The sequence below is a fragment of the Streptomyces olivochromogenes genome, from assembly GCF_001514115.1.
Lineage (GTDB): Bacteria > Actinomycetota > Actinomycetes > Streptomycetales > Streptomycetaceae > Streptomyces > Streptomyces olivochromogenes.
In genome coordinates this window covers 108292-133245 of the sequence record NZ_KQ948469.1, presented here as the reverse complement: position 1 = coordinate 133245, position 24954 = coordinate 108292, and the positions used below count along the sequence as shown (strand labels likewise).

Sequence of the window (24954 nt, the reverse complement as noted above, 5' to 3'; positions counted from 1 at the left end):
TGGCCCCGTCGGCCGAACCGCAAGGGCCACCCGTCGCCTACCGGTTCAGTGAGAGCAGGTGCCAGTGCCAGGCGCCGAGGGCGACGAACAGGCCCGGGTCGGCCAGTTCGTCGCCCGCCCGTTCGTAGGTGTTCTCGGTGAGCAGTTCGGTCAGCTTGCATGACTGCCCGTGAAGGTCGGTCCAGGGCAGTGGAACCCGCCCCTCGGCGGGCCGATCGGAGTAGTTGATCACGACGAGGTACCGGTCCTGGCCCCCGGTCCAGGACCAGGCGAGCAGGTTGTGGTGGGTGTCGTTGTCCGGCCACCCCGTGCAGGTCAGCAGCTCCCAGTCGCCCTCGCGGACGGGGGCCGCGGCGGTCACCAGGCGGTCGTAGAAGTCGCGCAGGGACGCGTCGGCCGGTTCCTGGGGCCGACGCGAGAGGAACACGGGCGGGCGTACGCGGCGCCCCTCGAACTGGCCCTCGTGCCAGAGGGTCGCGCCGGGCAGGGTGGCGACGGCCACGGCCGCGGCGCGTTCCCGTCCGTCGGGCAGGACGGCGGCGGCCCGGGGTTCGTCGTGGTTCTCCAGGAAGCGGACGAGCCGGCGCTGGTAGGCGAGGCCGGCACCGAGGTGGGCGCGGACGGCACCGGCGCCCTCGTGGACCAGGCGGTCGTAGAGCCGTTTGTCGTAGCAGTGGTCGAAGCCCTGCTGCTGGAGGTCCCATTCGAGGTCCCAGTAAGCCTCCGCGACGAAGAGGAGATCGGGGTGTCGCTCGCGGACCCTGCGGATGACGTACGGCCAGAAGTCCTCGGCGGGTGAGGTGCCCGCCCGGTCGCCCCATGTCTTCGCGAACACGTCGTTCATGAGGAGCATCGCCATGTCGCAGCGCACTCCGTCCGCCTGGTCGCCGATCGCCGCCAGCGTGTCCACCGCCGCCGCCCGCAGGTCGTCGCTGAAGGCGTTCAGCTGCACGACGTCCGGCCACGGCGGGAAGTACGGGTCCCGGCCGCGCGCGTACACCTGCCCGCCCGCCTCCAGGAAGGCCTCGGGTGCGCGGGCCAGGTCGTCCGGCGTGCCCCGGACCAGGCAGTCCGGCCGCTCGGTGAGCCAAGGATGGTCGGGGGCCACGTGGTTGGGGACGTAGTCCAGGATCAGGCGTACGCCCCGCGCGGCGAGTTCGGCCCGCGCCGTGGCCAGTCCTTCGGGGCCGCCGAGGCTCTCGTCGACGACGTAGTCGCGTACGCAGTACGGGGACCCGGCGATGTCCGCCGGGGTGAGGTCGGGCAGGGCGTCGCGGAAGGAGGCGAGCAGACGGTCGTCCCGCAGGGCGATGCCGAGTCCCGCCGGGCTGCGCTCCCACACACCCATCAGCCATACGGTGTCCACACCCGGCCGTGCGACCTCGTCCCAGACCTCGCCGGGCACGTTGCCCAAAGCGACGGGCCGTCCGTACCGATGGCCCAACTCGCGGAGCCAGACCAGGGTGTTGATCTCGTATATCACCGTCATGACAGGGGTTCCTCCCTCAAGGCGCCCCAGTCACCGTCGCCGACGAGATGGAACAGGGTGGCGGTGACCGCGGCCAGACCGGTCCAGCCGGTCTGGTGGGAGGCGCCGAGTCCGGCGCCGGTGTCTCCGTGGAAGTACTCGTGGAACAGGATCAGGTCGCGCCAGTGCGGGTCCTTGGCGAACTTCGGCTGAGCGCCGTGCACCGGGCGGCGGCCCTCGGCGTCGAGCAGGAAGGTGGCGGTGAGCCGGTCCGCGATCTCGCGCGCGACCTCGTAGAGGTTCATCCGCCGGCCGGAGCCGGTCGGGCACTCCACGGTGAAGTCGTCGCCGTGGTAGGCGTGCAGGTTCAGCAGGGCGCGGACGAGGAGGAGGTTGACCGGGAACCACACCGGGCCACGCCAGTTGGAATTGCCCCCGAACATGCCGGAGTCCGACTCGGCGGGCAGATAGCCGACCCCGTACGGCTCGCCGTGCACCTCGAAGGTGTACGGGTGCGCGGCGTGATACCGCGACAGTGAGCGGATGCCGTGCGGGCCGAGGAACTCGTCCTCGTCGAGCATGCGGGACAGGATGCGCCGCAGCCTGTCCTCGTCGAACAGGGCGAACAGATGATGCCCCGCCGCGCCCGGCCCGAGGACGTGGTGGGAGGACACAAGGGCGTCGACGGCCGGGTGCCCGCGCACGAACTCCCGTGCGCCCTGGATCAGTTCCGGAAAGCGGCGATCCGTCCAGCCGCCGATCACGCTGGTCGCGGCGAGCGGGATCAGCCCGACCAGGGAGCGGACCTTCAGCCGGGTCGCGCCGCCGTCGGGCAGGCGCAGGACGTCGTAGAAGAAGCCGTCCTCCTCGTCCCACAGGCTCTGGTTGTCGTCGCCGATGTGGTTCATCGCGACCGTGATCCAGGCGAAGTGCTCGAACAAGGTCTGTGCGTGTTCGACGTAGACCCGGTTGTCGTCAGCCAGTTCGAGGGCGATCTCCAGGAGGTTCTGGCAGTACAGGGCCATCCACGCGGTGCCGTCGGCCTGGTCGAGGTGGCCGCCGGTGGGCAGCGGGGCGCTTCGGTCGAAGACGCCGATGTTGTCGAGACCGAGGAAGCCGCCCTGGAAGACGTTGTTGCCGTCGACGTCCTTGCGGTTGAGCCACCAGGTGAAGTTCTTCATCAGCTTCTGGAAGGCGCTCTCCAGGAAGGCGCGGTCGCCGCGGCCCGTGCGGTGTTTCTCCAGCTCGTAGACGAAGAGGACGGCCCAGGCGTGCACCGGCGGGTTGACGTCACCGAAGTTCCATTCGTACGCCGGGATCTGGCCGTTGGGATGCAGATACAGGCGCCGAAGCAGCAACTCCAGCTGCGACTTGGCGAAACCGATGTCGACCATGGACAGGGCGATGGCGTGGAAGGCGAGGTCCCAGGCCGCGAACCAGGGGTACTCCCAGGTGTCGGGCATCGAGATGACCTCGTCGTTGACCATGTGGTACCAGGAACTGTTGCGGACACGGGGGTCGGCGGCCAGCGGGTCGACGCCGTGCTCGGCGAGCCAGCGCTCGACGTCGAGGTAGTAGTACTGCTTGCTCCACAGCATCCCGGCGAGCGCCTGCCGCACCGTGCGCCGTTCGTCCTCGGCCAGACCGTCGGGGACGACGCCCTCGAAGAACACGTCGGCCTCGGTCCGCCGCGTGTCGAGCACCTGGTGGAACGCGGCCCAGGGGTCGGCGAGTTCGGTGTCGGTCAGGCGCAGCCGTACGGTGACGCTGTCGCCGGCGGGCACGGTGAGGACGTGGTGGACGGCGGCCTTCGTGCCGGTCTGCTGCGGGTTGACGGCGCCGGACTCGCCGTGGACGACGTACCGGTCGATGCCGTCCTTGACGTACGGGGTGGCGTTCGCACTGCCGAAGACGCGCTCGTTGTCGGTGTCGTTCTCGGTGAACAGGGTTTCCGTCTCGCCGGTGAAGTACAGCCACCGCGGGCCGAGTTCGTCGTGAACTGCGCGGATGGCACCCGGGGTCCGCCGCAGGCCGGGCACGGCGGTGCCGCCCGCCCACGACCACGTGTGCCGGAACCACAGCGTCGGCAGCAGGTGGAGGGTGGCCTCGTCGGGTCCGCGGTTGTGCGCGGTGATCTCGATCAGCAGGTCCTCGGGGCCTGCCTTGGCGTACTCGACGAACACGTCGAAGTAGCGGTCCTCGTCGAAGACGCCGGTGTCGAGGAGTTCGTACTCGGGATCGTGCCGCCCGCGGGACCGGTTGACGGTCACGAGATCGTCGTACGGGAAGGCGCCCTGCGGGTACTTGTAGAGGTACTTCATGTACGAGTGGGTGGGCGTCGAGTCCAGGTGGAAGTAGTACTCCTTGACGTCCTCCCCATGATTGCCCTCGGCGTTCGTCAGGCCGAACATCCGCTCCTTGAGGATCGGATCCCGGCCGTTCCACAGGGCGAGCGCGAAGCACAGCCGCTGCTTGTCGTCGCTGACTCCCGCGATGCCGTCCTCGCCCCAGCGGTAGGCCCGTGAACGTGCCTGGTCGTGGGTGAAGTACGACCAGGCATCACCGCCGGGGCTGTAGTCCTCGCGGACCGTGCCCCACTGCCGCTCGCTCAGATAGGGCCCCCAGCGCCGCCACGCCGCCCGCCCCTCGTCGGCCTCCGCCAGCCGCAGTCGCTCGGGGTCCGCCGCACCGCTTTTCGCTGCCATCGAATGCCCTCCCCACACAGCACCTTCACTCAAGAATCGGACTTTCCGGACTCGGTCGCAATGATTCCGCGGGGGCGGACCTGCCGACCACGCTTCTGTCTCACGGCGTCTATGGAGATGACTGCTCAGTTCCGCTCATCTTCGCCTGGTTCTGCGCGAGGAGGGTCTGCACCTCCTGTTCGACCTGCGCGGGGTCGACGCCGAGGGCATGTCCGATGTGAGCCGACCACACCTCGGAGCGGATATTGGTCTCGAAGTCCAGGTCGGCGCGGACCTTCTCGCGCATCGCCTGGCGGTTCTGGCTCACCATGACGAAGGTGGACAGAAAGATCGCCTCAAGGCTGACGATCATCGTGAGCAGTCCGAAAGGGTATGGGTCCCAGACCGCGGAGCGGCCGAACAGCCCCTCGTTGAAGGCAATCCAGACCGTGAACCACGCCGCGTGGATATACACGAATTGCATCGTTCCGGCGAAGGTGGTGATCGCGTCCGCGATCCGGTCCTGGGTCCCGCGCATCCGTGCGAGAACGGCCTGTTCGTTCGGAAGGCGTACGTCGAACCCATTGTTGCCAGGGGCCATGGCCACTCCTTGATCCGCTGTTCGCGAGAGACGGCCGCCAGCGTACGTGCGGGGCACGTGCCTCCCTTGGGTCAATCGACTGCCCGCAAGGCCGAATGCCGTCCCCGTACGTCGTTCATTGAGTCGATTGACCCAAGCGAGCCGAGCCGGCCCTGCGGCAGAGTCACGGCAGCGCCGCTTCCGCCAACAGTGACCGCATCGGCCCGGTAGTCGGGTATCTGCTCCTCGCCGCTCTGTCCCTGGCCGCGGCGTTCGGCTCACCGACATGGGCGGGGAGGCGACCGGCCCGGCTCCACTGATTCCCCCGGTACGCGCCTCAGCACGTCCTGTCATCGCACAGCACACATCCGTCAAGGAAGGGATGCACCATGTCAGACCCGACGCCGCAGAAGAACCAGGCGCCCGGCACCACCTCGGACGGCCAGGTCGGCCGCCTCGACGAGCTCTCGCGGAAGGCCCAGGAAGCGCAGCGGACCGTGGCGGCAAGTGTCGCGGAGGACCGCCAGAAGCTGTCCGCCGCGGTGGCCGACGCAAGGGACAAGGCCGAGCAGGGCACGCAGAGGCTGCAGGCGAATGGGCAACGGGCGAAGGCGAATGTCGCCGGAACCTGGAACCAGGTGCAGACCTCCTGGCAGGAGCATGTGGGCTCGGTCCGCGAGAAGCTGGAGGAGCGCAAGGCGGAGCGGGACGTGAAGCGTTTGCAGAGCGCCGCCGACGACGCCGAGGAGTACGCCGCCGCCACCATGGACTTCGCGATCGCGGCCATCGAGGAGGCCGAGTACGCCACGCTGGACGCGGTTCTGGCACGGGCGGAGGCGGACGAAGCGGCCGACGCAGCGAAGTAGTCGGTTTCTGACGTGCCTGCGGGTGCGAGCGGCTGAACGGCCGGGGTAGCGGGTCGTGGGACAGTGCCCATGACCCGCTTCCTGTTGGCCGGTTGGTGCGGCGAAGTGTCGCTTGGTGCGGCGAAGTGTCGCCTCCTGCCCGATTGTCCCGCGCCAGTCCTGACGGTGTCTCGGTGGTCGCGCGCCAGTATGCGGGTGGCATTGAGCACTCGCAGCCGGTGAGCCGGGAGCCTGCCCCGGACCGGTCCGCCATCACCATGAAGCCGAGCTCTGTCGGTCAGCGCAACGGATCGCCGTCAGTCACGTGCCGACGAAGCGGGCGCGACATCTGTATCGGCGACAACGAAGGTCACCCGCGCCCTCGCCGGCCCCGGGCCGGACGACCTTCGGGCCACTGAACGAAAGCGCACGCGGGGGAGAAACGGGGTCTCGGCGGGCGCTGAGGCGACCTGACGGGCTGATCAAGACCATGCCCAGCCCGCCGCACCGATCCTTGGCGATGCCTGCGAGCGCGTCGTCACAACGCGCATGGGGCCGTGCCCGAGGAGCCGACCGGATACGCGCGCAGGACCGGCCAGGCTCAGGGGAACACCATCGCCGCGTCAACCGTCGATTGCCCGGCGAGATCCGGATCGGCCGTGCCCAGCGCACCTGATGCCTCGCGGCCGGTTCGGGGCCGCAACGCCGACCGGTGGGTTGATGTGCGCGACGCGAGGCGGCAGCACGAACGGGTATCCGCGCGCCGGGCCCCCGCGCGAGTCGGCTGCGTCGCCGCATCCGGCACTACGGCCGTCGAGTGGCCCGATCCCCGTATGAGGGACAGCGGACCCTGTTCCCGCTCAGCACCCTGCCGGTCGGAATGTCCCAGATCGCGGTGGCCTTTCATGTGGGGCGAGGCACGCTCTGCGTGGCGCCGCGGGGTCAGGAGGTTCCTGAAGCCGCCGCTGACGCCGAGAGTCAGGGGAGCTGATTCGTCCTCCGCTGACGCATTTCATCGGCGTCCGGCGGAGATGTTCACGATCCCCGGTCTGATGCCGCGTGGCGACGATGTGGCCAGTCACTGCCGTCGGAGCCGATTGCTGTGGCCGCGAACATCGGCCACCGCTCCTCCATTCGAGATGATCTTGTTGTCGATGCGAGAGGAGGTGACCTGAACCCTGCTCCGATATGGCCTCACGCCGGGACATCGTTGTCAGCGGAAAAGGTCGGTATCGGCGATGGTCGGCGTCGCTGAGCCGGGTGGCCGAGCCGAGGACCGACTGCGAGCCGGGCCTTGATCGCCACAGATGGAATAAATCATAAAGGATGCTCTTTCTTGTCAATCCATCATATTTTTTCCGGCAATCAATTTGAGGGTGGGAAGTCTGCGAACTCACGGCCTGGAGAGGATTTTGCCGGGCGCACGGCCGAGCTGGAACTGATCAACTCGCTGGTTGCCAGACATGATCGGGGCGGCACCAGCCTGCTGTTGCGTGGCGCCCCGGGGGTGGGAAAGACGGCGCTGCTGGATGCCGCCGCGGTACGGGCCGCAGACGTCGGAATGCGGGTACTGCGCGCCTCCGGCGTGGAGTTCGAGGCCGAGATGAACTTCTCGGCGCTGCACCAGATGCTCTGGCCGTTGCGCCGGCATGCCGACCGGCTCGCCGGCCACCATCGAGACGTCCTCGACCGGATCTTCGGTTTCGCCCCGGGACTGTCGCCGGACCCGCTGGCCGCCTCGACGGCGGTACTCGCGCTGCTCGGCCAGGCGACCGTAGAGCGTCCGCTGCTGATGATCGCCGACGACATGCCGTGGATCGACCGCGCCAGCGCGACCGCGCTGGGGTTCGTCGTCCGCAGGATCAGTGACGATCCGGTCGTCTTCCTTGCCGCCGCCCGAACGGGAACCGAGGGCCTCTGGCGCCAACTCCAGCTGCCCGTACGCGAGATCGGGCCGCTGGCTGCGCAGTCGGCGGCCGAGCTGCTGGACGCCCGCTGGCCCGGACTGACGCCGACGGTACGGCGGCGGTTGCTGGCCGAGGCTGCGGGCAACCCGCTCGCGCTGCGGGAGCTGCCGGCGGCGTTGAGCAGCCGGCAGCGGTCAGGCCGGGACCCGCTGCCCGCGCTCCTGCCTCTCTCCGGACGGCTGGAAGCGGTCTTCGCCTCTGCCATCGAAAGGCTGCCTGCGCCAACCCGAACGGTGCTGCTCGTGGCTGCGCTGTACGCCGCCGCCGACCTGGCCACGATTTGGAAGGCCACCCAGGATTCCGCGGGCGTCGACGACCTGGCCCTGGCGCAGCAGGCGAACCTGGTAGATGTCGATGCGGCCGTCGGCCACATGGCGTTTCGCCATCCGTTGGTCCGCGCCGCGATCGTGCACCTGGCATCCCCTGGTGACCGCCGGAGCGCGCACCACTCCCTGGCCGTGGCCCTGGCCGACTTCCCTGACCGCCGGGCGTGGCATCTGGCCGAGGCCGCGACCGAACCGGACGAGGCGGTGGCCCGGGCGCTGGACGAAGCGGCCCTGTCCGCCTGGCGCCGCGGCGCAGTGTCCGGCGACGCGGCCCGGGCGTCGGACGAGGTGGCCGTTTTCGACCGGCGGCGCGGCGCCGCGTCCGCGGCGGTGGCCGCGCTCATGCGGGCCGGTGAACTCAGCCCGCATCCGGGCGACCGGTCCCGCCGACTGGTCGAGGCCGCCTACCTCGCGACCTTCACCGGTCAACTCGAAGACGTTCCAAGGCTGTTGGCCGATGCGGGCCAGGTACTCGACACGCCGACCGGGCTGGTCCTCGCCGCCACCGCCCACCTCCTCACGAACGATGAGGGCGATGTCGATGCCGCCTACCGGCTCCTGACCCGGGCGCTCGACGCCAACACCGACACCGCCAAGAACGACAACTGGGATCACTACGGCATCCTGTACGCGCTGCTGCTCGTCAGCCTGTATGCCCTCCGCCCCGAGCCGTGGCAGCTCCTCAGGACCGCAATGGCCCGGTTCGAACCGGCCGCGGTATCACCGTTCAGGCTGTGCCACGACGCGTACGTCGACCCCACTCGCGCCCCCGATGCGTTGCGGAAGGGCCTCGCCGACGCCTTCGCGGCACTGCCTGCCGACGCGGCACCCTGGCAGCTGATCCCCCTGGCCTTCGCGGCGGTCGCGATGGACACCCTGTCCGACTACAGGTACCTGGTCGCTCGCATGATCGAACGGGAACGTGACGGCGGCGCGATCGCCATGGTCATTCCCGCTTTGATGCTGCTCTGCCACGACTCCTACGTCCACGGACAGTGGGACGAGGCCGAGAGTCTGGCGCAGGAGGGGTTGGACCTGGCAGCGGTCTACGGCTACCACTTCTGGGAACGACAGATTCGGGCCCTGCTGGCATCAGGCGCGGCTCTGCGTGGCAACGCTGATCTGGCCCGCGTCCGCAGCGAGGAGACCACGACCTGGGCGGCGCCCCGCGGCATCAAGGTGACGGAGGGGTATGCCCGGTCGGCCCGCCACCTCGCGGCCATGGGCCAAGGCGACTACGAGGAGGCCCACGTCCAGGTGGCCAGGGTCGATCCATCCGGCGCACCGAGCCCCGGTATTCCGGGCAGGTGGGTGGTCCTGGACTTGGTCGAGGCGGCGGTTCGCACCGGCCGCATGGACGAGGCCCGCGCCCACGTCGCCGCTGCGCAAGAGGCAGGCATCCACTGCATTTCCCCCCGCATCGCGATGATCACCGCCGGGGCCGCGGCTGTGGCTGCCGACGAGAAGGAAGCCGGCTCCCTGTTCGAGGCAGCCCTGGCCCTGCCCCAAGCGGCCCGGTGGCCGTGGGAACACGCGCGCATCCAGCTCGCATACGGGCAGTGGCTGCGCCGCACCCGCGACCCCCGCGCCCGCCTGTACCTGAGCGCCGCCCTCGAAACCTTCGACCGGATCGGCGCGAAAGCCATGGCCCAGCGGGCCCGCAACGAGCTACGCGCCACTGGCGTCGCCACCACCACCGGGTCGGACGCGCCGACAGCCGTGTTGACCGTGCAGGAACGCCAGATCGCCGAGCTGGCGGCCATCGGCCTGACAAACAAGCAGATCGGCGAGCGGCTGTTCCTGTCCCACCGCACGGTCGGCTCCCATCTGCACCGGATGTATCCCAAGCTCGGTATCACCTCACGCGCCGCGCTTCGCGCCGCCCTGGAGGCGATGGCACCCGGCGAGGACCAACCCCGTTCGGCTACGTATGACTGAACGGTGCCGCACCGCATGACCAGTTGGTCCGCATACTGGCCTGGGCCATGCGTCGAAGTCCCGCCGACTCGTCCAACGGCTTCCGGTCGTCGCCGGCCCGCGGTGGTGTCAGGTGACTCGGGCACGGTACGAACCGATGCTCCGGCGGTACTGTAGAGGAAAGACTCCTGATCGGTGAGCCGGAGAAGACCTTGGTCGAGAAGGAGATCAACGCCCTGGCGACCGTGTTGCTCGAACGCGTCGGGCAGCTGGCGAAGGAGATGGCGGCGCGGATCCGCGCCGGCTCGCGCGACTACCACTACGACGTGGTGCCCGCGGAAGAGCTGGAGGAGGCTTGCCGGACCCACCTCGGCAACGCACTCCGGGCGCTGACCGGACAGGTACCTGTGGACACCGAGGCCGCGGCCCGTATCGGCCGCCGCCGCGCTCTGCAGAATGTGCCGCTTCCCGCCGTGATGACGGCGTACCGCATCGGCGTGAAGTACTTCTGGGAGGCAGTACTCGCCGAAGCCACCACAAACCCCGGGGTGGGGAGCGACATGCTGGTCGCGGCGGCCTCGGCGATGTGGGTGCTCCAGGACGGCATCACCGAGGCCATGGTCTCCGGATACCACGACGCGGTGGCCGAGCGGCTCGTCGCCCATGAGCATGAGCGTTCGGCGCTGGTGGAGGCGCTGCTGGAAGGCAGGAGCATGGACGCCGACGCCGCGTGGTCCGCGGCGGAGGTTCTGGGCGTGCCGCGCAAGGGCCCATTCACCGTGGTCGCCGCAGAGGTACCGCACATCGGCCGGCAGGCCCTGCCGGAGGCTGCGGCCCTCCTGAGCCGGCGCGGAATTCGGTCCGCCTGGCGGCTACGCCCCGACATGCAGCTGGGCATCGTGTACCTGCGTACCCCGCGGGACCTGAACGACCTCACCGAGGTGTTGCGGCAGCACGCGAGGCAGCGGGTTGGGGTGAGTCCCTCCTACGACGACCTGTGCCGCACGGGGGAAGCCCTGCGCTTCGCCAAGGTCGCCATGCGCGGCGGCGACGCGGAGAGCGGCGCCGTGACAGTCTTCGACGACTCCCCGGTTGCGGTCGCGGCAGCCGGCGCCCCCGACGTCATGGCCCGCGTCGTCACCAAGGTCCTCGGTCCGATCGAGGCCCTGCCGGCCGGCGATCGTGAGTTGCTGTTGGACACGCTGGACGCCTGGTTCGACTGCGGTGGATCGGCCGAGGAGGCCGCCAAGCGTCTGTACGTTCATCCCAACACGGTGCGCCTGCGCCTGCGCCGCATCGCCGAGCGTACGGGCCGCTCCCTCACCGACCCCCGCGGCATCACCGAACTCTCCCTCGCGCTGCGGGCCGTACGGCAGACGCCGAAGCCCCCGTCCTCGACCGGCACCGCGGATACGGCGGACAACTGAGCCGAACGGCGCCACGGGGCGAGTCGCGCCCGCATCCTTGCCGCATTCGTGAACTGCTCGTTCGTCGATACCGTCAAGGGTCGCTGACGGACCGTCTCCTCATCGCCCTGCTCGGCTTGTTCGATGAGGACTCCGGAAAACGGCTGTGACCGCAGTTCTGTGAACGACGGGCGAGGTTGGTCCGGTCAGCCCAGCGACGCGCTCGCCGCACGCAACTCGTCCAGGGCCGCCAGGGTGTACTCGGCGAGCCCGTCCTTGGCGTCGCGGTCGCCCTCGGACCATTCGGCGTACCCCCGTTTGAACGCGAGGACGCCCAGCTCGCCCGCGAGAGCCGCGGTCGGACCAGGTACGCCGCGGGCGACCAGAGCGGTTGTCATCGCGGCCGCGAGGCTGACGCTCTTGAGGGCGTCACGTTCTTGAAGTTCGGCGCTGGCGGCGACGGCCGCCTTCAGGCGAGGGGCGAGCTCGCGATTCATGGGGCCCATCGCGCTCGCGGCGCGCTCAAGACCGGCAGCGACGGCCTCGAGCGGGCTGGCATCACCGGGCGCGTCGGCGATCCCCTCGGCCAGCAGCCGGCTCAGCGTCTCCTGCCCGGCCACCAGCAGCTCGCGCTTGTCGGGGAAGTGCCGGAAGAAGGTGCTTTTGGTGACTCCCGCGCGCTCGGCGATCTGCGCGACCGTCGTGGCGTCGTACCCCTGCTCGGTGAACAGGTCGACGGCGGCCATGACGAGGCGTTCACGTGCGCCTGGTTCCCATCGACCCATGGGGCCATCGTACGTGACGGGACTCTTGTCCCATCACGCTGCTATGGTGATGGGACAAGAGTCCCATCACTTGGGGGAGAGTTTCATGCGCGTCTTTGTCACCGGTGGCACCGGTCTGATCGGTTCCGCCGTCGTCGCCGAACTGCTCGGCAACGGCCACACCGTCCTCGCGCTCGCCCGCTCCGACGCGTCCGCGCTGGTCGCCGAGGCGGCCGGCGCCGAACCGCTCCGGGGAGGTCTCGCCGATCTGGACATCCTTCGCGCCGGCGTCGCGCAGGCCGACGGGGTGATCCACCTGGCATTCGCCAACGACTTCAGCAGCCCCGACGCCCTCGCGAAGGCGGTCGCCGAGGAGGGCGCCGCCCTCGCGACCCTCGGCGAGGAACTCGTCGGCAGCGACCGCCCCTTCGTCACCGTCTCGGGTACGCCCTGGGTGCCGGGCCGCGTCTCCACCGAGGCCGACCCGCTGCCGACCGACGGGCCGGTCGGTGGCCGCGGTCGCGCGGTCACAGCGGTCCTGGGCTTGGCCTCACGCGGAGTCAGAAGCACGGCCGTACGCATGCCGCGCACGGTTCACAACCACGGCACGGGCGGATTCGCCGGTCTGCTGACCGGCATCGCACGACAGACCGGAAAATCCGGCTACCCGGGCGACGGCGCACAGCGTTGGCCGGCCGTGCACGCGCTCGACGCGGCAGTCCTCTTCCGGCTCGCCCTGGAGCAGGCATCGGCCGGTACCTCCTGGCATGCCGTGGCCGACGAGGGAGACAAGGTGCGGGACATCGCCACGGTCATCGGCCGACGGCTGGGCCTGCCGGTCGAGTCGGTCCCAGCGGAGACCTACGGTCCCCTCGGCCCGATCTTCGCGACCGACCAGCCCTCGTCCAGCGCCCACACCCGGCAGGCGCTCGGCTGGGAGCCGAAGCAGCCGAGCCTCCTGGAGGACCTGGAGAACATCCAGCCCTGACCGGCGACCGGGAGGATCGGGGAGCCCCGCTGCCGACGCTCACGTCGGCAGCGGAAGGCCCTCACCTACGTCGGCTCTGTCCGCGGTTCTATGAATCCCCGGGTCAGCGGCGGGAACGGAGGATCGTTTCGCAGCTGATCGCGCTCCTGGAACGCATGCGCGTGCAGCGTCCGGCGGGCGGCCATCCCCGCACCCCGGCCGGACCATTCGACTGCCCCGCCGATCAGGTTGCCGGCCGGCCGAGCAGCGAGCGAGGCCGTGAATCCAGGATCGCTTCGGCCTCGTCGCTGATGGCGCGGACCACGTCAGCGGCCGGGCGCACGCCCTCGACGAAGGACGCCGACTGGCCGTAGATGATCTCACCCGTGTCGGGGTCGGGCGGGGCCCCGAAGGGGTTGGCGTCTTCCTCAGGCCTGAATTCCTCCGCGCGGTCCCGCAGGGTTGATTCGCGCTCCGCCCACTCGTCGGTGAACCGGTTGCGGCGGACGCGTTCACCGATTCCGGTCGGCCACGGCAGTCCTGAGACGATGTCGTAGGTCCGTGTCCAGACGGTGTCGCCGCCGTCGCTCTCGACGATCAGGCGCTTGTGGACGTCGTGCACCTCGACCGCCTCGGGTGTCGCAAGGAATGCCGTGCCCAGCCAGGCGCCGTCCGCACCGGCGGTGAGGACGGCCGCGAGCGTTCGTCCGTCGCCGATGCCGCCCGCGGCCAGCACCGGGACATCGGGGTACCTCCGCACGATCCCGGTCAGGAACGGCAGCAGACCCATCGTCCCGGTGTGACCGCCGGCCTCGTTGCCCTGCGCGACGAGGACATCGGCGCCCGCCGCAACCGCCGCCTCGGCGTCCTCGTAGTTCTGGACCTGGCACATCACCCGGGCTCCCGCGTCCTTGGCCCGCGCGAGCCACGGCTGGGGATCGGCGAACGACAGGGCGACGACGTCCGGCCGCTCCTCCAGCGTGGCGTCGAACAGCGGCTCGGTGAAGGGGAGGAACGGCGTGATGAACCCGACTGCGAACGGCCGGTCCGTCGTGGCACGGATGGTCGCGATCTCCGCACGGATCCAGTCGGGTCCCTTCCAGGGATGCGTACCCCCGAAACAGCCGAGGCCGCCGGCGGCGGAGACCGCGGCAGCGAGTGTTCCGCCGCTGTGCAGGGCCATGGGGGCCGACATCACCGGATGAGCAAGCCCGAACATATCGGTGAATCTCGTCTGCAACATGGCCGCACATTAGCGGACCGACGAAATGCCGACGGGCGGCATGCCAAAACGGCCGTTGGATGCACGCGGGCGGTGGAATCGACCGGGAACTGTGTGTCCCGCGCTCCTGGACCGCCGAGCCAAGCCGCTGCCGGGACGCAGGACTTGGCGAGAAGATCGCCTTCACGACCGAACCGGAACTGGCCACCCGCTGCAGACACAGCCCGATCAGCTCGGCGGACGCCACAGGTCCGCCATGGTGTCGTGAACGGCTCGAAGCCTCGCTCGGCGACGGTCAGCGGACGATGTCGCTCGCCAGCTCCCACAGGCGCTCGGCGTTCGCCGGGTCCAGCGCGTAGGGGGCCACGCCGGGGACACCCAGCCGGGTGGGCCGAGCCTGGACGAGAGGGGCTTCGTCGACGTCCTCGAAGTAGCGGCCGCCGACGCCTTCGACCAGCGGGGAAGCGGCGAGGAACACGGTGGTCGCGGCGCCCTGCTCGATCGTCTTGCGGTAGGGCTCAGGGGTCCGCAGGCCTCCGGTGTGGCGCTGGAGGTTGGTGGCGATCGCACCGGGGTGCAGGGAGTTGGCCGTGATGCCGTCCCCCGACCAGCGGCGCTGCGCTTCGACGGCCAGGAGGATGGCGGCGGTCTTGGACTGGCCGTAGGCCATGAGCGCGTCGTACGGGCGGAAGCGGAAGTCGATGTCGTCGAAGACGACGGGAGAGAAGAGATGGCCGCTGGAGGAGACCGAGACCAGGCGCGCTCCGTCGCCGTCGGCGAGGGCGCCGTGCAGCCCCAGGGCCAGGGCGAAGTGCCCCAGGTAGTTGGTGGCGAACTGCAGCTCGTGGCCGCCGATGCCCCGCTCGAGTTCCGGCGGCATCATGATGCCGGCGTTGTTGATCAGGATGTGCAGCGGACCCTGCCAGCCGGCGGTGAACGCCCGCACCGAGTCCAGGTCGGCCACGTCCAGGCGGGCGACGTGGATCGCCTCGTTCCCGGTGGTCCTGCGCAGGTCGGCCGCGACCTGCTCGCCGGCTTCCGGACGGCGCACGGCGAGCGTGACCTCGGCACCGTTGGCCGCCAGTGCGCGGGCGGTCTCGACTCCGATGCCCGAGCCCGCGCCCGTGACGATCGCCCGCCTGCCTGACAGGTCGACGCCTTCGATCACCTCCGAGGCGGTGCTGTCGCGGCCGAGCGGGGTCGTGAAGAGCTGGGACATGTGATGCGTTCCTCCGGTCGTTCGATCTGCGCCGTCATACTGCGCCGCACGCTGTGGAACGAACCAGGACGGGGTGAGACTGGGACTGACAGGGCCACCCATGAAACCGGAACGCGTTCGTACGCTGGACACATGACAGCCACCGCAGACGCCAACGCACTGGGCCGGTATCTGCGCGCCCGCAGGGAACTGGTCCAGCCCGACGAGGCCTGGGATCAGGGCAACCGGCGTGTCCCGGGGCTGCGCCGCGAGGAGGTCGCGTTCCTCGCGGGCATCAGCTCCGACTACTACAACCGCTTGGAGCAGGGCCGCGACAGGAACCCCTCGGAGCAGGTCCTGCGCAGCATCGCCCGCGCACTGCGACTGGACGAGGAGGCGACGACGTACCTGCTGGAGATCGCCACACGCAAGAGCCCGCGGCGCAAGCGGCCCCGCAGGCCTGAGCAGGTCGGTGACGGCATGCGCACACTCATCGACTCCTGGCCACTGACCCCGGCGTACATCCACGGCACGTACATGGACGTCCTGGCCGCCAACAGCCTCGCCATCGCGCTCTCACCGTTCAACGCGCCGGGGCGCAACGGCATTCTGGCAGCGTTCCTGGAACCGGAGATGCGGGAACTCCATCAGGACTGGGAAGACATGACCGCCCGGGTCGTCCCGTACCTGCGCTCCGTCGCCGGCGCGGACATCGAAGACCCGCGCCTCGTCGAGATCGTCGGAGAGCTCTCCCTGCGCAGCGAGCGCTTCCGCACGCTCTGGGCCCGGCAGGACGTCAAGCACAAGACCACCGGCATCAGCCTGCTTCATCACCCCGAGGCCGGCCCTCTGGAACTGCACTACGAAAAGCTGCTGGTCCCGGGCACTGGCGGCCAGACGCTGGTCACCTACCACGCACGGCCGGGCAGCGCCTCCGAAGAACGCCTGCGTCTGCTCGCCAGCATGCACGCCCCTGACCACGTCGGCGGTACACGGCCCGCCGGCGACCCGACCCGAACGCCGGGACGCACCATGCCTTGACGTGCCTTCCGGACGCCTTGACGTGCCTCCCGGACGTCGGCGACCGGTCCGGTCGCCGACGCACTCGCCGTTCTTCCTCACGCTGGATGAGCTGGTTGCCGCCTGACGCGGTCAGCCGACCGCGTGGTCAGCCGTCCGTGGGATCAGCCCTCCGCGCGGGCGGGCAGCCGCCATCCCGGGCGCGGGAAGTGGCAGGTGTAGCCATCGGGGTAACGCTCCAGGTAGTCCTGGTGCTCGGGCTCGGCCTCCCAGAAGGGGCCGACCGGCTCGACCTCGGTGACGACCTTGCCCGGCCACAGTCCGGAGGCGTCCACGTCCGCGATGGTGTCCTCGGCGATCCGCTTCTGCTCGTCGTCCACGTAGTAGATCGCCGAGCGGTAGCTGAGACCTATGTCGTTGCCCTGGCGGTTCCTGGTGCTCGGGTCGTGGATCTGGAAGAAGAACTCCAAGATCGTGCGGAAGTCGGTCTTCTCGGGGTCGAAAAGGATCTCAATGGCCTCCGCGTGGGTGCCGTGGTTACGGTACGTCGCGTTCGGCACGTCACCCCCGGTGTATCCGACCCGGGTCGCTGTCACGCCCGGGAGCCGGCGGATCAGGTCCTCCATCCCCCAGAAGCATCCGCCCGCCAGTACGGCCCTCTGCGTCTGCGCTGCCATTTCGGCCCCTCCAATGTCTGTCGCCTCGGTCACTCGGGCTGCTCGGCTCGCACACCGGCGGCATCCCATGCCCTCTGGCTTCATCAGCGCGTGAGGGTTCCAAACAATTCCGCGCAGCCCGCCCGGCCGGCGATCGGCCGGGGGTGGGGCACCGCCGCAGCCTGCGGAAACCGTCCCGGGGCGGAGCCTACGTCACCGCGAGATCCCGTTTTTAAGTTAATTAGCAATTAATATTGACAGGCTTGAGGGGCCTGGGCACAGTTTCCGCCGTGGCACCGGCGCCCAGGTACGACCGGAGCGCGGTGCCCCGTACCCCAACTCTCGGGAGAATTCAGTGGCTTCGCATCGTGCAGGGATGGCGCGACCGCGGCGGACCGCGGTGGTGCTCGGTGCCGTGGTGCTGGTCGGGTCGGCGGTTCCGGCGGCACACGCCGCGGACGACCAGGGCGCGCCGCAGTACTACGACAGCGGTCTCGCCTCCACGCCGTACATGGGATGGAACACCTACTACGGGCTCGGCGCCCCGACGGAGGACCAGGTCAAGAAGGTCGCCGACCATCTCGTCAGCAGCGGGCTGCGCGACAGCGGCTACAACATCGTCTGGCTGGACGGCGGTTGGCAGGCGGACCAGCCGCGCGATCCGCAGACGGGCAGGCTCGTGGCCAACCCCACCCGCTTCCCCTCCGGCATCCCCGCGCTGGTGACGTACCTTCACAAGCGGGGCCTCAAGGTCGGCATCTACACCGACGCGGGTGAGTACGACGGCGGGAAGTGGTGTGGCCTGGGCAGTCGCGGTCACTACGAGCAGGACGCCCGTCAGTTCGCCGGGTGGAAGGTCGACGCCATCAAGGTGGACTTCCTGTGCGGCATCGGCGCCGGCCTCGATCCGGGCCCCGCCTTCAAGGAGTTCAGCGACGCCGTCGCCAAGTCCGGGCGCAAGATGCTGCTCAACCTGTGCAACCCGCTCACCGACGACTGGGGCATGCCGCACACCCCGGAACAGGACGCGCACAACACCTTCGTCTACGGCCCGACGGCAGCCGACTCCTGGCGTACCGGCACCGACATCGCCTGGGGAACCCCGACCGCGGGGGAGTGGCCGAACATCCTGCGCAACATGGATGCCAACGCCTGGCACCCCGAGGCCCAGGGGCCCGGGCACTGGAACGACCCCGACTACCTCATCCCGATGCGCAAGCTCGCCGAGGGCGGCTACGAGCTGACGGAGGAGGAGTCCACCACTCAGTTCGTGATGTGGGCCGAGATGGCCTCGCCGCTCATGCTCGGCAGTGACCCGCGCACCCTGGCGCAGTCGATGATCGACACTCTGCGCAACCCCGAGATCATCGCCGTCGACCAGGACCCGCTGGGCATCCAGGGCGCCCGCGTGGCGACCGACTCGGTCGGCGACGTGTACAGCAAGGTGCTGCAGGGTGCGGGCAAGCGGGCGGTCGTCCTGCTCAACCGTTCCGACCAGGCGCAGGACCGCACGGTGACCTTCGCGGACGCCGGCCTCGCGGGCAAGGTCGCGGTGCGCGATCTGCGGGCCCGTGCCTCCCGCGGCACCTTCACCGGCTCGTACACGGTGCGCGTCCCCGCGCACGGCACGGCCTTCCTCAAGCTGACCGGCACCGACGAGGCCCCCGGCGCACAGCTTCCCGGCCGCTCGTCGGCGAGCCCGGCCCTGGTGCGCGACGGCGACGCGCTGACCGTCTTCACCCGCGGCACGGACGGCGCGCTGCGCGCGCAGACCGCGCGCGGTGGTGACTGGGCCGCGTCCCGGACCACCGATCTGGGTGGCCCGACGCGCGGCCGCATCCTGGGCCAGCCCGCGGCGTACGCCTCGGACGGGGGACGGATCGACGTCTTCGTGCGCGGCACCGACGACACCGCCTACCGGCGCGTGTACGCGAACGGGCACTGGGGGCGCTGGCAGAGCCTCGGCGGGACGCTGACGGACGCGCCGACCGCGGCCTTCGCGGGACCGGACGACTGGACCCTGTTCGTGCGCGGTGCGGACGGCAATGTGTGGTCGCGCGGCCCGGCCTCCGGCTGGACCTCGCTCGGCGCCCCGCAGGGCCGGCCGTTCTACGGACGTCCGTCGGCCGTCGTCGACGACGCCGGGCGGCTGCACGTGGCCGTGCGTACCCCCGACGACTCGGTGTGGTCACGGACCCGCGACACCTCCGGCACCTGGTCGGACTGGACGTCCCTCGGCGGCACGACCAGTGGAAGCCCGACCTTGGTGGCTTCCGGCGGCACCGTCCACCTGTACGCGCGGGCCGGGGACTACACGCTCTGGACGCGCAGTTGGACCGCCGACGGCGGCTGGGCCGGCTGGAGCAAGGACACCGACTTCGTCAGCGGCGCCTTCGACGGCGCGCTCGGTGCCGTCGCCGGGCCGGACGGCGGCGTACTGGCCGCCTACCGCGGGGTGGACGGCCGCGTCCACCAGACCGGGCTCTGAGCTCCGCGAGCTCGCGTTGATGTGCCTCCGGGCCTTGTTCGGCCCGGAAGCACATCCTCCTAGAAATAAATTAGTAATTAATCTTGACGGTATCCGTACCCCTGCGACAGGCTGTGCCTGCCGCAGGCGGAGCCGGGCCGTCAGGGGGCCGCAACTCTGTTCCGCAGGCACTTAGGGAGTGCACAGATGACCGTTTTCAACGCCACCCGCCGCAGATTCCTCGTAGGAACAGGCGCAGTCGGCGCCGGCGCGCTGCTCAGCGGCTGCGTCACCCAGACCCCGTCCACCTCCGGAGGAAAGTCCGGCGGCCCGGTGACCCTGCAGTCCAACCTCTCCTCTCCGCAGGCCAAGACCGCGATGCAGGCGGTCGTCGCCGCCTACGACAAGCGCGGCGACGCCAGGGCCCAGCTCAACACGGTCGCGTCGGAGACGTTCCGCACGCAGCTGCCGACCTACCTCACCTCGGCCAACCCGCCGGACGCCTACACCTGGTACCCCGGCTCCGTCGCCGAGTCGTACGCCAAGAAGGACCTGCTCCTCGGTCTCGACGACATATGGGAGAAGCCCGAGCTCGCCGGCTACTCCGACGCGCTGAAGAAGCTGTGCACCTCGGCCTCCAGCGGCAAGAAGGTCTTCGTGCCCACCAGCTACTACTGGTGGGGTGTGTTCTACCGGAAGTCGAACTTCGCCAAGTGGGGCGTCAAGGAGCCCAAGACCTGGGACGAGTTCCTCGACCTGTGCGACAAGATCAAGAGCAAGGGCGTCGCCCCGATCGGCCTCGGCGCCGGCGGTGACACCCCCTGGGTCGCCTCCACCTGGTTCGACTACCTCAACATCCGCGTCAACGGCGCCACGTACCACCGCGAACTCCTCGCGGGCAAGCACCGCTTCGACGACCCCGAGGTCCGCAAGGTCTTCGACAAGTGGGACGAGGCCCGCCCGTTCTTCGACCCCAACGGCACGGCGATCCCCTTCCAGGACGCCACCACCGCCCTCCTCCAGGGCCGCACCGGCATGATGCTCATCGGTACCTTCTTCGCCGACGCCGCCCCCAAGGACGCCCTGGGTGACCTGGACTTCTTCCAGTTCCCCATCATCGACCCGAAGGTGCCGGTCGCCGAAGAGGCGCCCACGGACGGCTACTTCGCCAGCGCCCGCACCAAGCGCGCCGACGGCGTCAAGGAACTGCTGCGCTACCTGGCCTCCGCCGAGGCGCAGGAGCTGTACCTCAAGAACTCCTCCGGCACCGCGCTGCCCACGCACCCGGACGCCAAGGACGCCGGCACCCCGCTCGTCCTCAAGGGCCGCAAACTCATCGAGAGCGCCACCGACGTGACGCAGTTCTTCAACCGGGACTCCAGCGACGCGCTCCAGCCGACCGCCGACACGGCGCTCGTGCACTACCTGGCCAAGCCCAAGGAGATCGGCTCCATCCTCACCACGTGGCAGCGCAGCGCACAGAAGATCTGGAGCCAGTGACAATGGCTTTGCTCGGCTCCACACGACGGTCCAGGGCCACGCGGGTGCCCCCGGTGGTCCTGGCCTTCGTCCTCGTCCCGCTGCTCGCCGAGGCGTTCTGGGTCTTCTGGCCGGCCCTCCAGGGCTTCTACCTCTCCCTGACCTCCTGGGACGGTCTGTCGGCCCCGAAGTTCGTCGGCCTCGGCAACTTCAGCGAGATGGTGCATGACGAGGTCTTCCGCACCGCCGCGATCAACACGGTGCTGTGGCTGCTGCTCTTCGGCGGGCTGTCCGCCGCCCTTGGGCTCGGTGCCGCGCTGCTGCTCCAGCAGGAGCGGCGCGGCATCGGGTTCTACCGGGCGGCGCTCTTCCTGCCGGTGGTCTTCTCACTGGTCGCGACCGCGCTCGTGTGGCAGGCCATGTACCAGCCGGACGGCCTGATCAACAACGTGCTGGAAGCCATCGGTCTGGGGGGCTGGAAGCACGCCTGGCTCGCCGACCAGGACACCGCCTTCTACGCGGTGATCGTGCCCGCGCTGTGGCGCCAGGTCGGCTACGTGATGGTGCTGTACCTGGCCGGCCTCAAGGGCATCGACCCCGTGCTGTACGAGGCGGCGAAGGTCGACGGCGCCACCCGCCTGCAGCAGTTCCGGCACATCACCCTGCCGCAGCTGCGCAGCGTCAACGCGGTCGTCCTGTCGGTGATCGTCATCGACTCGCTGCGCTCGTTCGACGTGGTGTGGGCGCTCACCCGCGGCGGCCCGTACCACTCCTCCGAACTGCTGAGCACCTACATGTACTCCACCGCGTTCCAGTCGCTGCGTCTGGGATACGGCTCCGCACTCGCCGTCGTCATCTTCGTGCTGGCCTTCGGCGTCATCGCGAGCTACCTCGTGCGTGCCTTCCGGGAGGCCGACTCATGACCGCCACCCACGCCACCACGGACCTCAAGGACGCCGAGGGCCCGGCGGGCCGGGCCGGTCCCGCCAAGGTCGCGGCGCCCCGGCGCCCCGCGCCGAGCGGCCGCGCCCTGCGCACCGCCGGCTTCCACCTCTCCGCGGGCCTGCTGTCCGCGCTGTGGCTGCTGCCGATCGCCCTCGTCCTGGTCACCAGCACCCGGACGTTCGACGACATCGCCGCGCACGGCGTCGGCAGCTGGCCGCACTCGTTCACCTTCGACAGCTTCCGGCAGGCGTGGGTGGACGGCGGCCAGCAGCGCGCCCTCATCAACAGCATGCTGGTCACCATCCCCACCGTGCTGCTCTCGCTCGGCCTCGCCTCCATGGCGGCCTTCGCGCTCAGCCGCTACGACCTGCCCTTCCGGCGCGTCCTGCTGCTGCTCATGCTCGGCGGCAACCTGCTGCCCCCGCAGATCCTGCTGATCCCGGTCTCCAAGCTCAGCGAAATGCTCGGCATCTACGACCAGTTGTACGCCCTGATCGGCGTGCAGGTCGGCTTCGGAGTCGGCTTCTACGTCTTCGTCCTGCACGGCTTCATGCGGGCCATCCCCGGTGAGATCCAGCAGGCCGCCGTCATCGACGGCGCGAACCCGTGGCAGATCTACTGGCGGATCATCCTGCCGCTGGCCCGCCCGGCGCTGGCCGCGCTGACCGCACTGTCGTTCACCTGGATCTTCAACGACCTGCTGTGGGCCATCACGGTGCTGCGCACCGACACCCAGATGCCCATCACCGCCTCCCTCATCGGGCTGCAGGGCCAGTACGTGTCCATGTGGAACGTGATCGCGGCCGGCTCGGTGATCGCCGCCGCCCCGACGGTGGCCGTCTTCCTCCGCTTCCAGCGCTACTTCGTGGCCGGACTGAACCTCGGAGCCGTCAAGTGACCCCGCACGACCGGTGGCTGCTGCGCACCGACACCACCACCTACGCAGTCACCCTGGGCGGCGACGACCGCTGGGCCGAACTCGCCGCCTGGGGGCCGCACGGCGTCGAGGACGGGCCGTCGCCCATGGACTGGTCACGGCGCACCCACTTCATCGTCCCCGCCGACGCCGCCCCGGCCGAGTACATCCCGTACGGGCTGCGGCCGTTCACCGGCGCCGACCTGGTCGCCTCCCGCCCCGGCGGCGACCGCGGCAGCTGGTGGCGATTCACCGGCGCCACGCAGGACGGCGACCGGGCACTGCGCCTGGAGTTCACCGACGACGTCCTCGGACTGCGCACGACGCTCCGCTACGAGACGGTGCCCGGCACGGACGTCGTCCTGCGCTGGACGGAGCTGACCTGCACCGGCGAGACCGAGGTACGCCTGGAGCGCTTCGACTCCGCCGCCGTCAACGTGCCCGTCCAGGGCGGCGCGCGGCTGACGTACCTGGCCGGACAGTGGTCCCAGGAGTTCCAGCTCAAGGACGTGGAACTGGAGCGCGGGCGCTTCGAGATGGAGAGCACCCAGGGCTCGGCAGGGCACGCGTACCACCCCTGGCTCGCGGTCCAGGACGCCGCCGCCCCCGCCGAGGGCGCCACCCCCACGTACGGCATCGCCCTGGAGTGGTCCGGCAACTGGCGGATCACCGCCGACGCCGAGCCCGGCGGCGCCGTACGGGTGCGCGCCGGCCGTGTGCCCCACGAGGGCGCGGTCCGCCTCGCCCCGGGCGACACCCTGGTCACACCACGGCTGGCCTGCGCGTTCAGCCCGGACGGGCTCGACGGGCTGGCCCGCGTGTGGCACCGCTACGAGCGGCACCTCACCGGCGAGCGCATCGACCGGCCGCGCAAGGTTCTCTACAACTCGTGGGAGGCGACCGGCTTCGACGTCGACGCCGCCGGGCAGCTGGAGCTCGCCAAGACGGCCGCGGAGCTGGGTGCCGAACTCTTCGTCGTCGACGACGGCTGGTTCACCGGACGTCCCGACGACACCGGCGGTCTCGGCGACTGGGACCCGGACCCGGCCGAATTCCCCGGCGGGTTCGACCGGTTCGTCGAGGACGTGCGCGCCCTCGGCATGGACTTCGGCCTGTGGGTGGAGCCCGAGGGCATCAGCCCCCGCTCCAAGCTCTACGCCGAGCACCCCGAGTGGGTGTACCGGATCGAGGGCCGGCCCGCGACGCTCGTGCGCAACCAACTCCTGCTCGACCTCGGCCGCGAGGACGTCCAGGACTTCGTCATCGGCACGCTCGACCGGCTGCTCGGCTCGTACGCCATCAGCTACCTCAAGTGGGACATGAACCGGCCGCCCACCGAGCGCGGCCGGCCCGGCCACCCGGCCGGTCCCGACCCCGAGCTCCAGGACCTCGACGCCGCCCATGTCGCCGGCTACCTGCGCGTCCTGGACCACCTGCGTACCGCCCACCCGCACGTCACCGTCGAGGGCTGCGCCGGCGGCGGCGCCCGCGTCGAGCACGCCACCCTCGCCCGCACCGACGTGATGTGGCCCAGCGACAACACCGCGCCCATGGACCGGCTGCGCATCCAGTACGGCTATCTCCACGCGCACGCCCCGCACACCATGAGCTCCTGGGTCACCGACGCCCCCGGCGTCTTCGACCCGCGCCCCCGCTCCCTCGCCTTCCGGTTCGTCAACTCCATCGCCGGAGTCCTGGGCATCGGCGCCGACATACGCCACTGGACGCCACAGCAGCGCGCCGAGGCCACCGAGTGGATCGCCCGCTACAAGGAGATCCGCGACATCGTCCACCACGGCGAGGTGAGCCTCCTCGGCAGCCCCGCCGACCCGACCTGCGGCATCCAGTACGAGGAACCGGGCGGCGCCCACCTGGTGGTGACGGCCTGGAACACCGGCCCGCTCGACGGCGCGCCCCTGGTGCCCGGCCGGGCCGCCCGGCTCCGGCTGCGCGGCCTGAGGCCGGACGCCGGCTACACCGACACCGCGACCGGCACCCACTACAGCGGCGCCTACCTGCTCCACTCGGGGCTGCCGTTCGCCTGGACCGCCGGACACGACGCGGAACTGACCGTGCTGGCCCGGCAGTGACGACAACGGAAGAATTCGCCCCACCTCTCGAACATCT

17 protein-coding genes and 1 pseudogene are annotated in these 24954 nt (G+C 70.0%); 11 read left to right on the top strand and 7 right to left on the bottom strand.

Annotation, left to right across the window (positions count from 1 at the left end; translation table 11 throughout):
- Positions 1 to 37: 37 nt before the first annotated feature.
- The 3 genes from AQJ27_RS38485 to AQJ27_RS38475 form a co-directional block, all read right to left on the bottom strand.
- Positions 38 to 1489, bottom strand: a complete 1452-nt coding sequence (locus tag AQJ27_RS38485; protein ID WP_067379460.1) for an alpha-amylase family protein — start codon at positions 1487 to 1489, stop codon at positions 38 to 40.
- Positions 1486 to 4173 (bottom strand): MGH1-like glycoside hydrolase domain-containing protein, encoded by a 2688-nt coding sequence (locus AQJ27_RS38480; protein WP_067379457.1) that lies wholly within the window; start codon positions 4171 to 4173, stop codon positions 1486 to 1488. The genes AQJ27_RS38485 and AQJ27_RS38480 overlap by 4 nt, the downstream gene beginning before the upstream one ends.
- Positions 4174 to 4282: 109 nt before the next feature.
- Positions 4283 to 4753 (bottom strand): DUF1003 domain-containing protein, encoded by a 471-nt coding sequence (locus AQJ27_RS38475; protein WP_067379454.1) that lies wholly within the window; start codon positions 4751 to 4753, stop codon positions 4283 to 4285.
- Positions 4754 to 5121: 368 nt separating this feature from the next.
- Between AQJ27_RS38475 and AQJ27_RS38470 the strand changes: the two genes are divergently transcribed.
- From AQJ27_RS38470 to AQJ27_RS60265, 3 genes are all read left to right on the top strand, one after another.
- Complete coding sequence (locus AQJ27_RS38470; protein WP_067379451.1) at positions 5122 to 5598, top strand: hypothetical protein; 477 nt, start codon at positions 5122 to 5124, stop codon at positions 5596 to 5598.
- 1273 nt (positions 5599 to 6871) lie between these two features.
- Positions 6872 to 9808 carry an AAA family ATPase gene (locus AQJ27_RS38465; protein ID WP_079065554.1) on the top strand — a complete coding sequence of 979 codons (2937 nt, stop codon included), beginning with the start codon at positions 6872 to 6874 and terminating at the stop codon, positions 9806 to 9808.
- Positions 9809 to 9999: 191 nt separating this feature from the next.
- Positions 10000 to 11214, top strand: coding sequence for a PucR family transcriptional regulator (locus tag AQJ27_RS60265; protein WP_067379447.1), 1215 nt, complete (start codon positions 10000 to 10002; stop codon positions 11212 to 11214).
- Between the two features lie 185 nt (positions 11215 to 11399).
- On the opposite strand, the gene AQJ27_RS38455 is transcribed toward AQJ27_RS60265, so the two are convergent.
- The gene (locus AQJ27_RS38455; protein WP_067379445.1) at positions 11400 to 11978 is read right to left on the bottom strand and encodes a TetR/AcrR family transcriptional regulator; all 579 of its coding nucleotides are present in this window, start codon (positions 11976 to 11978) and stop codon (positions 11400 to 11402) included.
- 85 nt (positions 11979 to 12063) lie between these two features.
- Between AQJ27_RS38455 and AQJ27_RS38450 the strand changes: the two genes are divergently transcribed.
- Entirely contained in the window at positions 12064 to 12945 is an 882-nt protein-coding gene (locus AQJ27_RS38450) for an SDR family oxidoreductase (RefSeq protein WP_067379442.1), read from the top strand.
- Between the two features lie 223 nt (positions 12946 to 13168).
- Here AQJ27_RS38450 and AQJ27_RS38445 read toward each other — a convergent pair whose 3' ends face one another.
- Positions 13169 to 14167, bottom strand: a complete 999-nt coding sequence (locus tag AQJ27_RS38445; RefSeq protein ID WP_067379439.1) for an NAD(P)H-dependent flavin oxidoreductase — start codon at positions 14165 to 14167, stop codon at positions 13169 to 13171.
- A 50-nt stretch (positions 14168 to 14217) separates the two neighbouring features.
- Here AQJ27_RS38445 and AQJ27_RS60960 point away from each other — a divergent pair.
- A pseudogene (locus AQJ27_RS60960) lies at positions 14218 to 14358 on the top strand (IS701 family transposase); the annotation flags it as partial.
- 83 nt (positions 14359 to 14441) lie between these two features.
- Here AQJ27_RS60960 and AQJ27_RS38440 read toward each other — a convergent pair.
- On the bottom strand, positions 14442 to 15365 hold the full coding sequence (locus AQJ27_RS38440) for an SDR family NAD(P)-dependent oxidoreductase (protein WP_067379436.1): 924 nt from the start codon (positions 15363 to 15365) through the stop codon (positions 14442 to 14444).
- Positions 15366 to 15497: 132 nt separating this feature from the next.
- Between AQJ27_RS38440 and AQJ27_RS38435 the strand changes: the two genes are divergently transcribed.
- The gene (locus AQJ27_RS38435) at positions 15498 to 16385 is read left to right on the top strand and encodes a helix-turn-helix transcriptional regulator (RefSeq protein ID WP_067379433.1); all 888 of its coding nucleotides are present in this window, start codon (positions 15498 to 15500) and stop codon (positions 16383 to 16385) included.
- A 143-nt stretch (positions 16386 to 16528) separates the two neighbouring features.
- Here the strand turns inward: AQJ27_RS38435 and msrA are convergent, their stop codons facing one another.
- The gene (gene msrA / locus AQJ27_RS38430) at positions 16529 to 17041 is read right to left on the bottom strand and encodes a peptide-methionine (S)-S-oxide reductase MsrA (protein ID WP_067379430.1); all 513 of its coding nucleotides are present in this window, start codon (positions 17039 to 17041) and stop codon (positions 16529 to 16531) included.
- 355 nt (positions 17042 to 17396) lie between these two features.
- Between msrA and AQJ27_RS38425 the strand changes: the two genes are divergently transcribed.
- The 5 genes from AQJ27_RS38425 (at position 17397) to AQJ27_RS38405 (ending at position 24917) form a co-directional block, all read left to right on the top strand.
- Positions 17397 to 19508, top strand: a complete 2112-nt coding sequence (locus AQJ27_RS38425) for a DUF8189 domain-containing protein (protein ID WP_067379427.1) — start codon at positions 17397 to 17399, stop codon at positions 19506 to 19508.
- Positions 19509 to 19694: 186 nt separating this feature from the next.
- Positions 19695 to 20987 carry an ABC transporter substrate-binding protein gene (locus AQJ27_RS38420; RefSeq protein WP_067379424.1) on the top strand — a complete coding sequence of 431 codons (1293 nt, stop codon included), beginning with the start codon at positions 19695 to 19697 and terminating at the stop codon, positions 20985 to 20987.
- A 2-nt stretch (positions 20988 to 20989) separates the two neighbouring features.
- Complete coding sequence (locus AQJ27_RS38415; protein ID WP_067379421.1) at positions 20990 to 21889, top strand: carbohydrate ABC transporter permease; 900 nt, start codon at positions 20990 to 20992, stop codon at positions 21887 to 21889.
- Positions 21886 to 22809: a carbohydrate ABC transporter permease gene (locus AQJ27_RS38410; protein WP_235613744.1), complete on the top strand. Its 924-nt coding sequence runs from the start codon at positions 21886 to 21888 to the stop codon at positions 22807 to 22809. The genes AQJ27_RS38415 and AQJ27_RS38410 overlap by 4 nt, the downstream gene beginning before the upstream one ends.
- Positions 22806 to 24917: an alpha-galactosidase gene (locus AQJ27_RS38405; RefSeq protein ID WP_067379419.1), complete on the top strand. Its 2112-nt coding sequence runs from the start codon at positions 22806 to 22808 to the stop codon at positions 24915 to 24917. Before AQJ27_RS38410 ends, AQJ27_RS38405 begins: the two co-directional genes overlap by 4 nt.
- Positions 24918 to 24954: the final 37 nt, after the last annotated feature.

Bases quoted from the DNA above. Each gene is read 5' to 3' on its own strand.
- AQJ27_RS38485 (WP_067379460.1), bottom strand. From the start codon at position 1,489: ATGACGGTGATATACGAGATCAACACCCTGGTCTGGCTCCGCGAGTTG.
- AQJ27_RS38480 (WP_067379457.1), bottom strand. From the start codon at position 4,173: ATGGCAGCGAAAAGCGGTGCGGCGGACCCCGAGCGACTGCGGCTGGCG.
- AQJ27_RS38475 (WP_067379454.1), bottom strand. From the start codon at position 4,753: ATGGCCCCTGGCAACAATGGGTTCGACGTACGCCTTCCGAACGAACAG.
- AQJ27_RS38470 (WP_067379451.1), top strand. From the start codon at position 5,122: ATGTCAGACCCGACGCCGCAGAAGAACCAGGCGCCCGGCACCACCTCG.
- AQJ27_RS38455 (WP_067379445.1), bottom strand. From the start codon at position 11,978: ATGGGTCGATGGGAACCAGGCGCACGTGAACGCCTCGTCATGGCCGCC.
- AQJ27_RS38450 (WP_067379442.1), top strand. From the start codon at position 12,064: ATGCGCGTCTTTGTCACCGGTGGCACCGGTCTGATCGGTTCCGCCGTC.
- AQJ27_RS38445 (WP_067379439.1), bottom strand. From the start codon at position 14,167: ATGTTGCAGACGAGATTCACCGATATGTTCGGGCTTGCTCATCCGGTG.
- AQJ27_RS38440 (WP_067379436.1), bottom strand. From the start codon at position 15,365: ATGTCCCAGCTCTTCACGACCCCGCTCGGCCGCGACAGCACCGCCTCG.
- AQJ27_RS38435 (WP_067379433.1), top strand. From the start codon at position 15,498: ATGACAGCCACCGCAGACGCCAACGCACTGGGCCGGTATCTGCGCGCC.
- msrA (WP_067379430.1), bottom strand. From the start codon at position 17,041: ATGGCAGCGCAGACGCAGAGGGCCGTACTGGCGGGCGGATGCTTCTGG.
- AQJ27_RS38425 (WP_067379427.1), top strand. From the start codon at position 17,397: ATGGCGCGACCGCGGCGGACCGCGGTGGTGCTCGGTGCCGTGGTGCTG.
- AQJ27_RS38420 (WP_067379424.1), top strand. From the start codon at position 19,695: ATGACCGTTTTCAACGCCACCCGCCGCAGATTCCTCGTAGGAACAGGC.
- AQJ27_RS38415 (WP_067379421.1), top strand. From the start codon at position 20,990: ATGGCTTTGCTCGGCTCCACACGACGGTCCAGGGCCACGCGGGTGCCC.
- AQJ27_RS38410 (WP_235613744.1), top strand. From the start codon at position 21,886: ATGACCGCCACCCACGCCACCACGGACCTCAAGGACGCCGAGGGCCCG.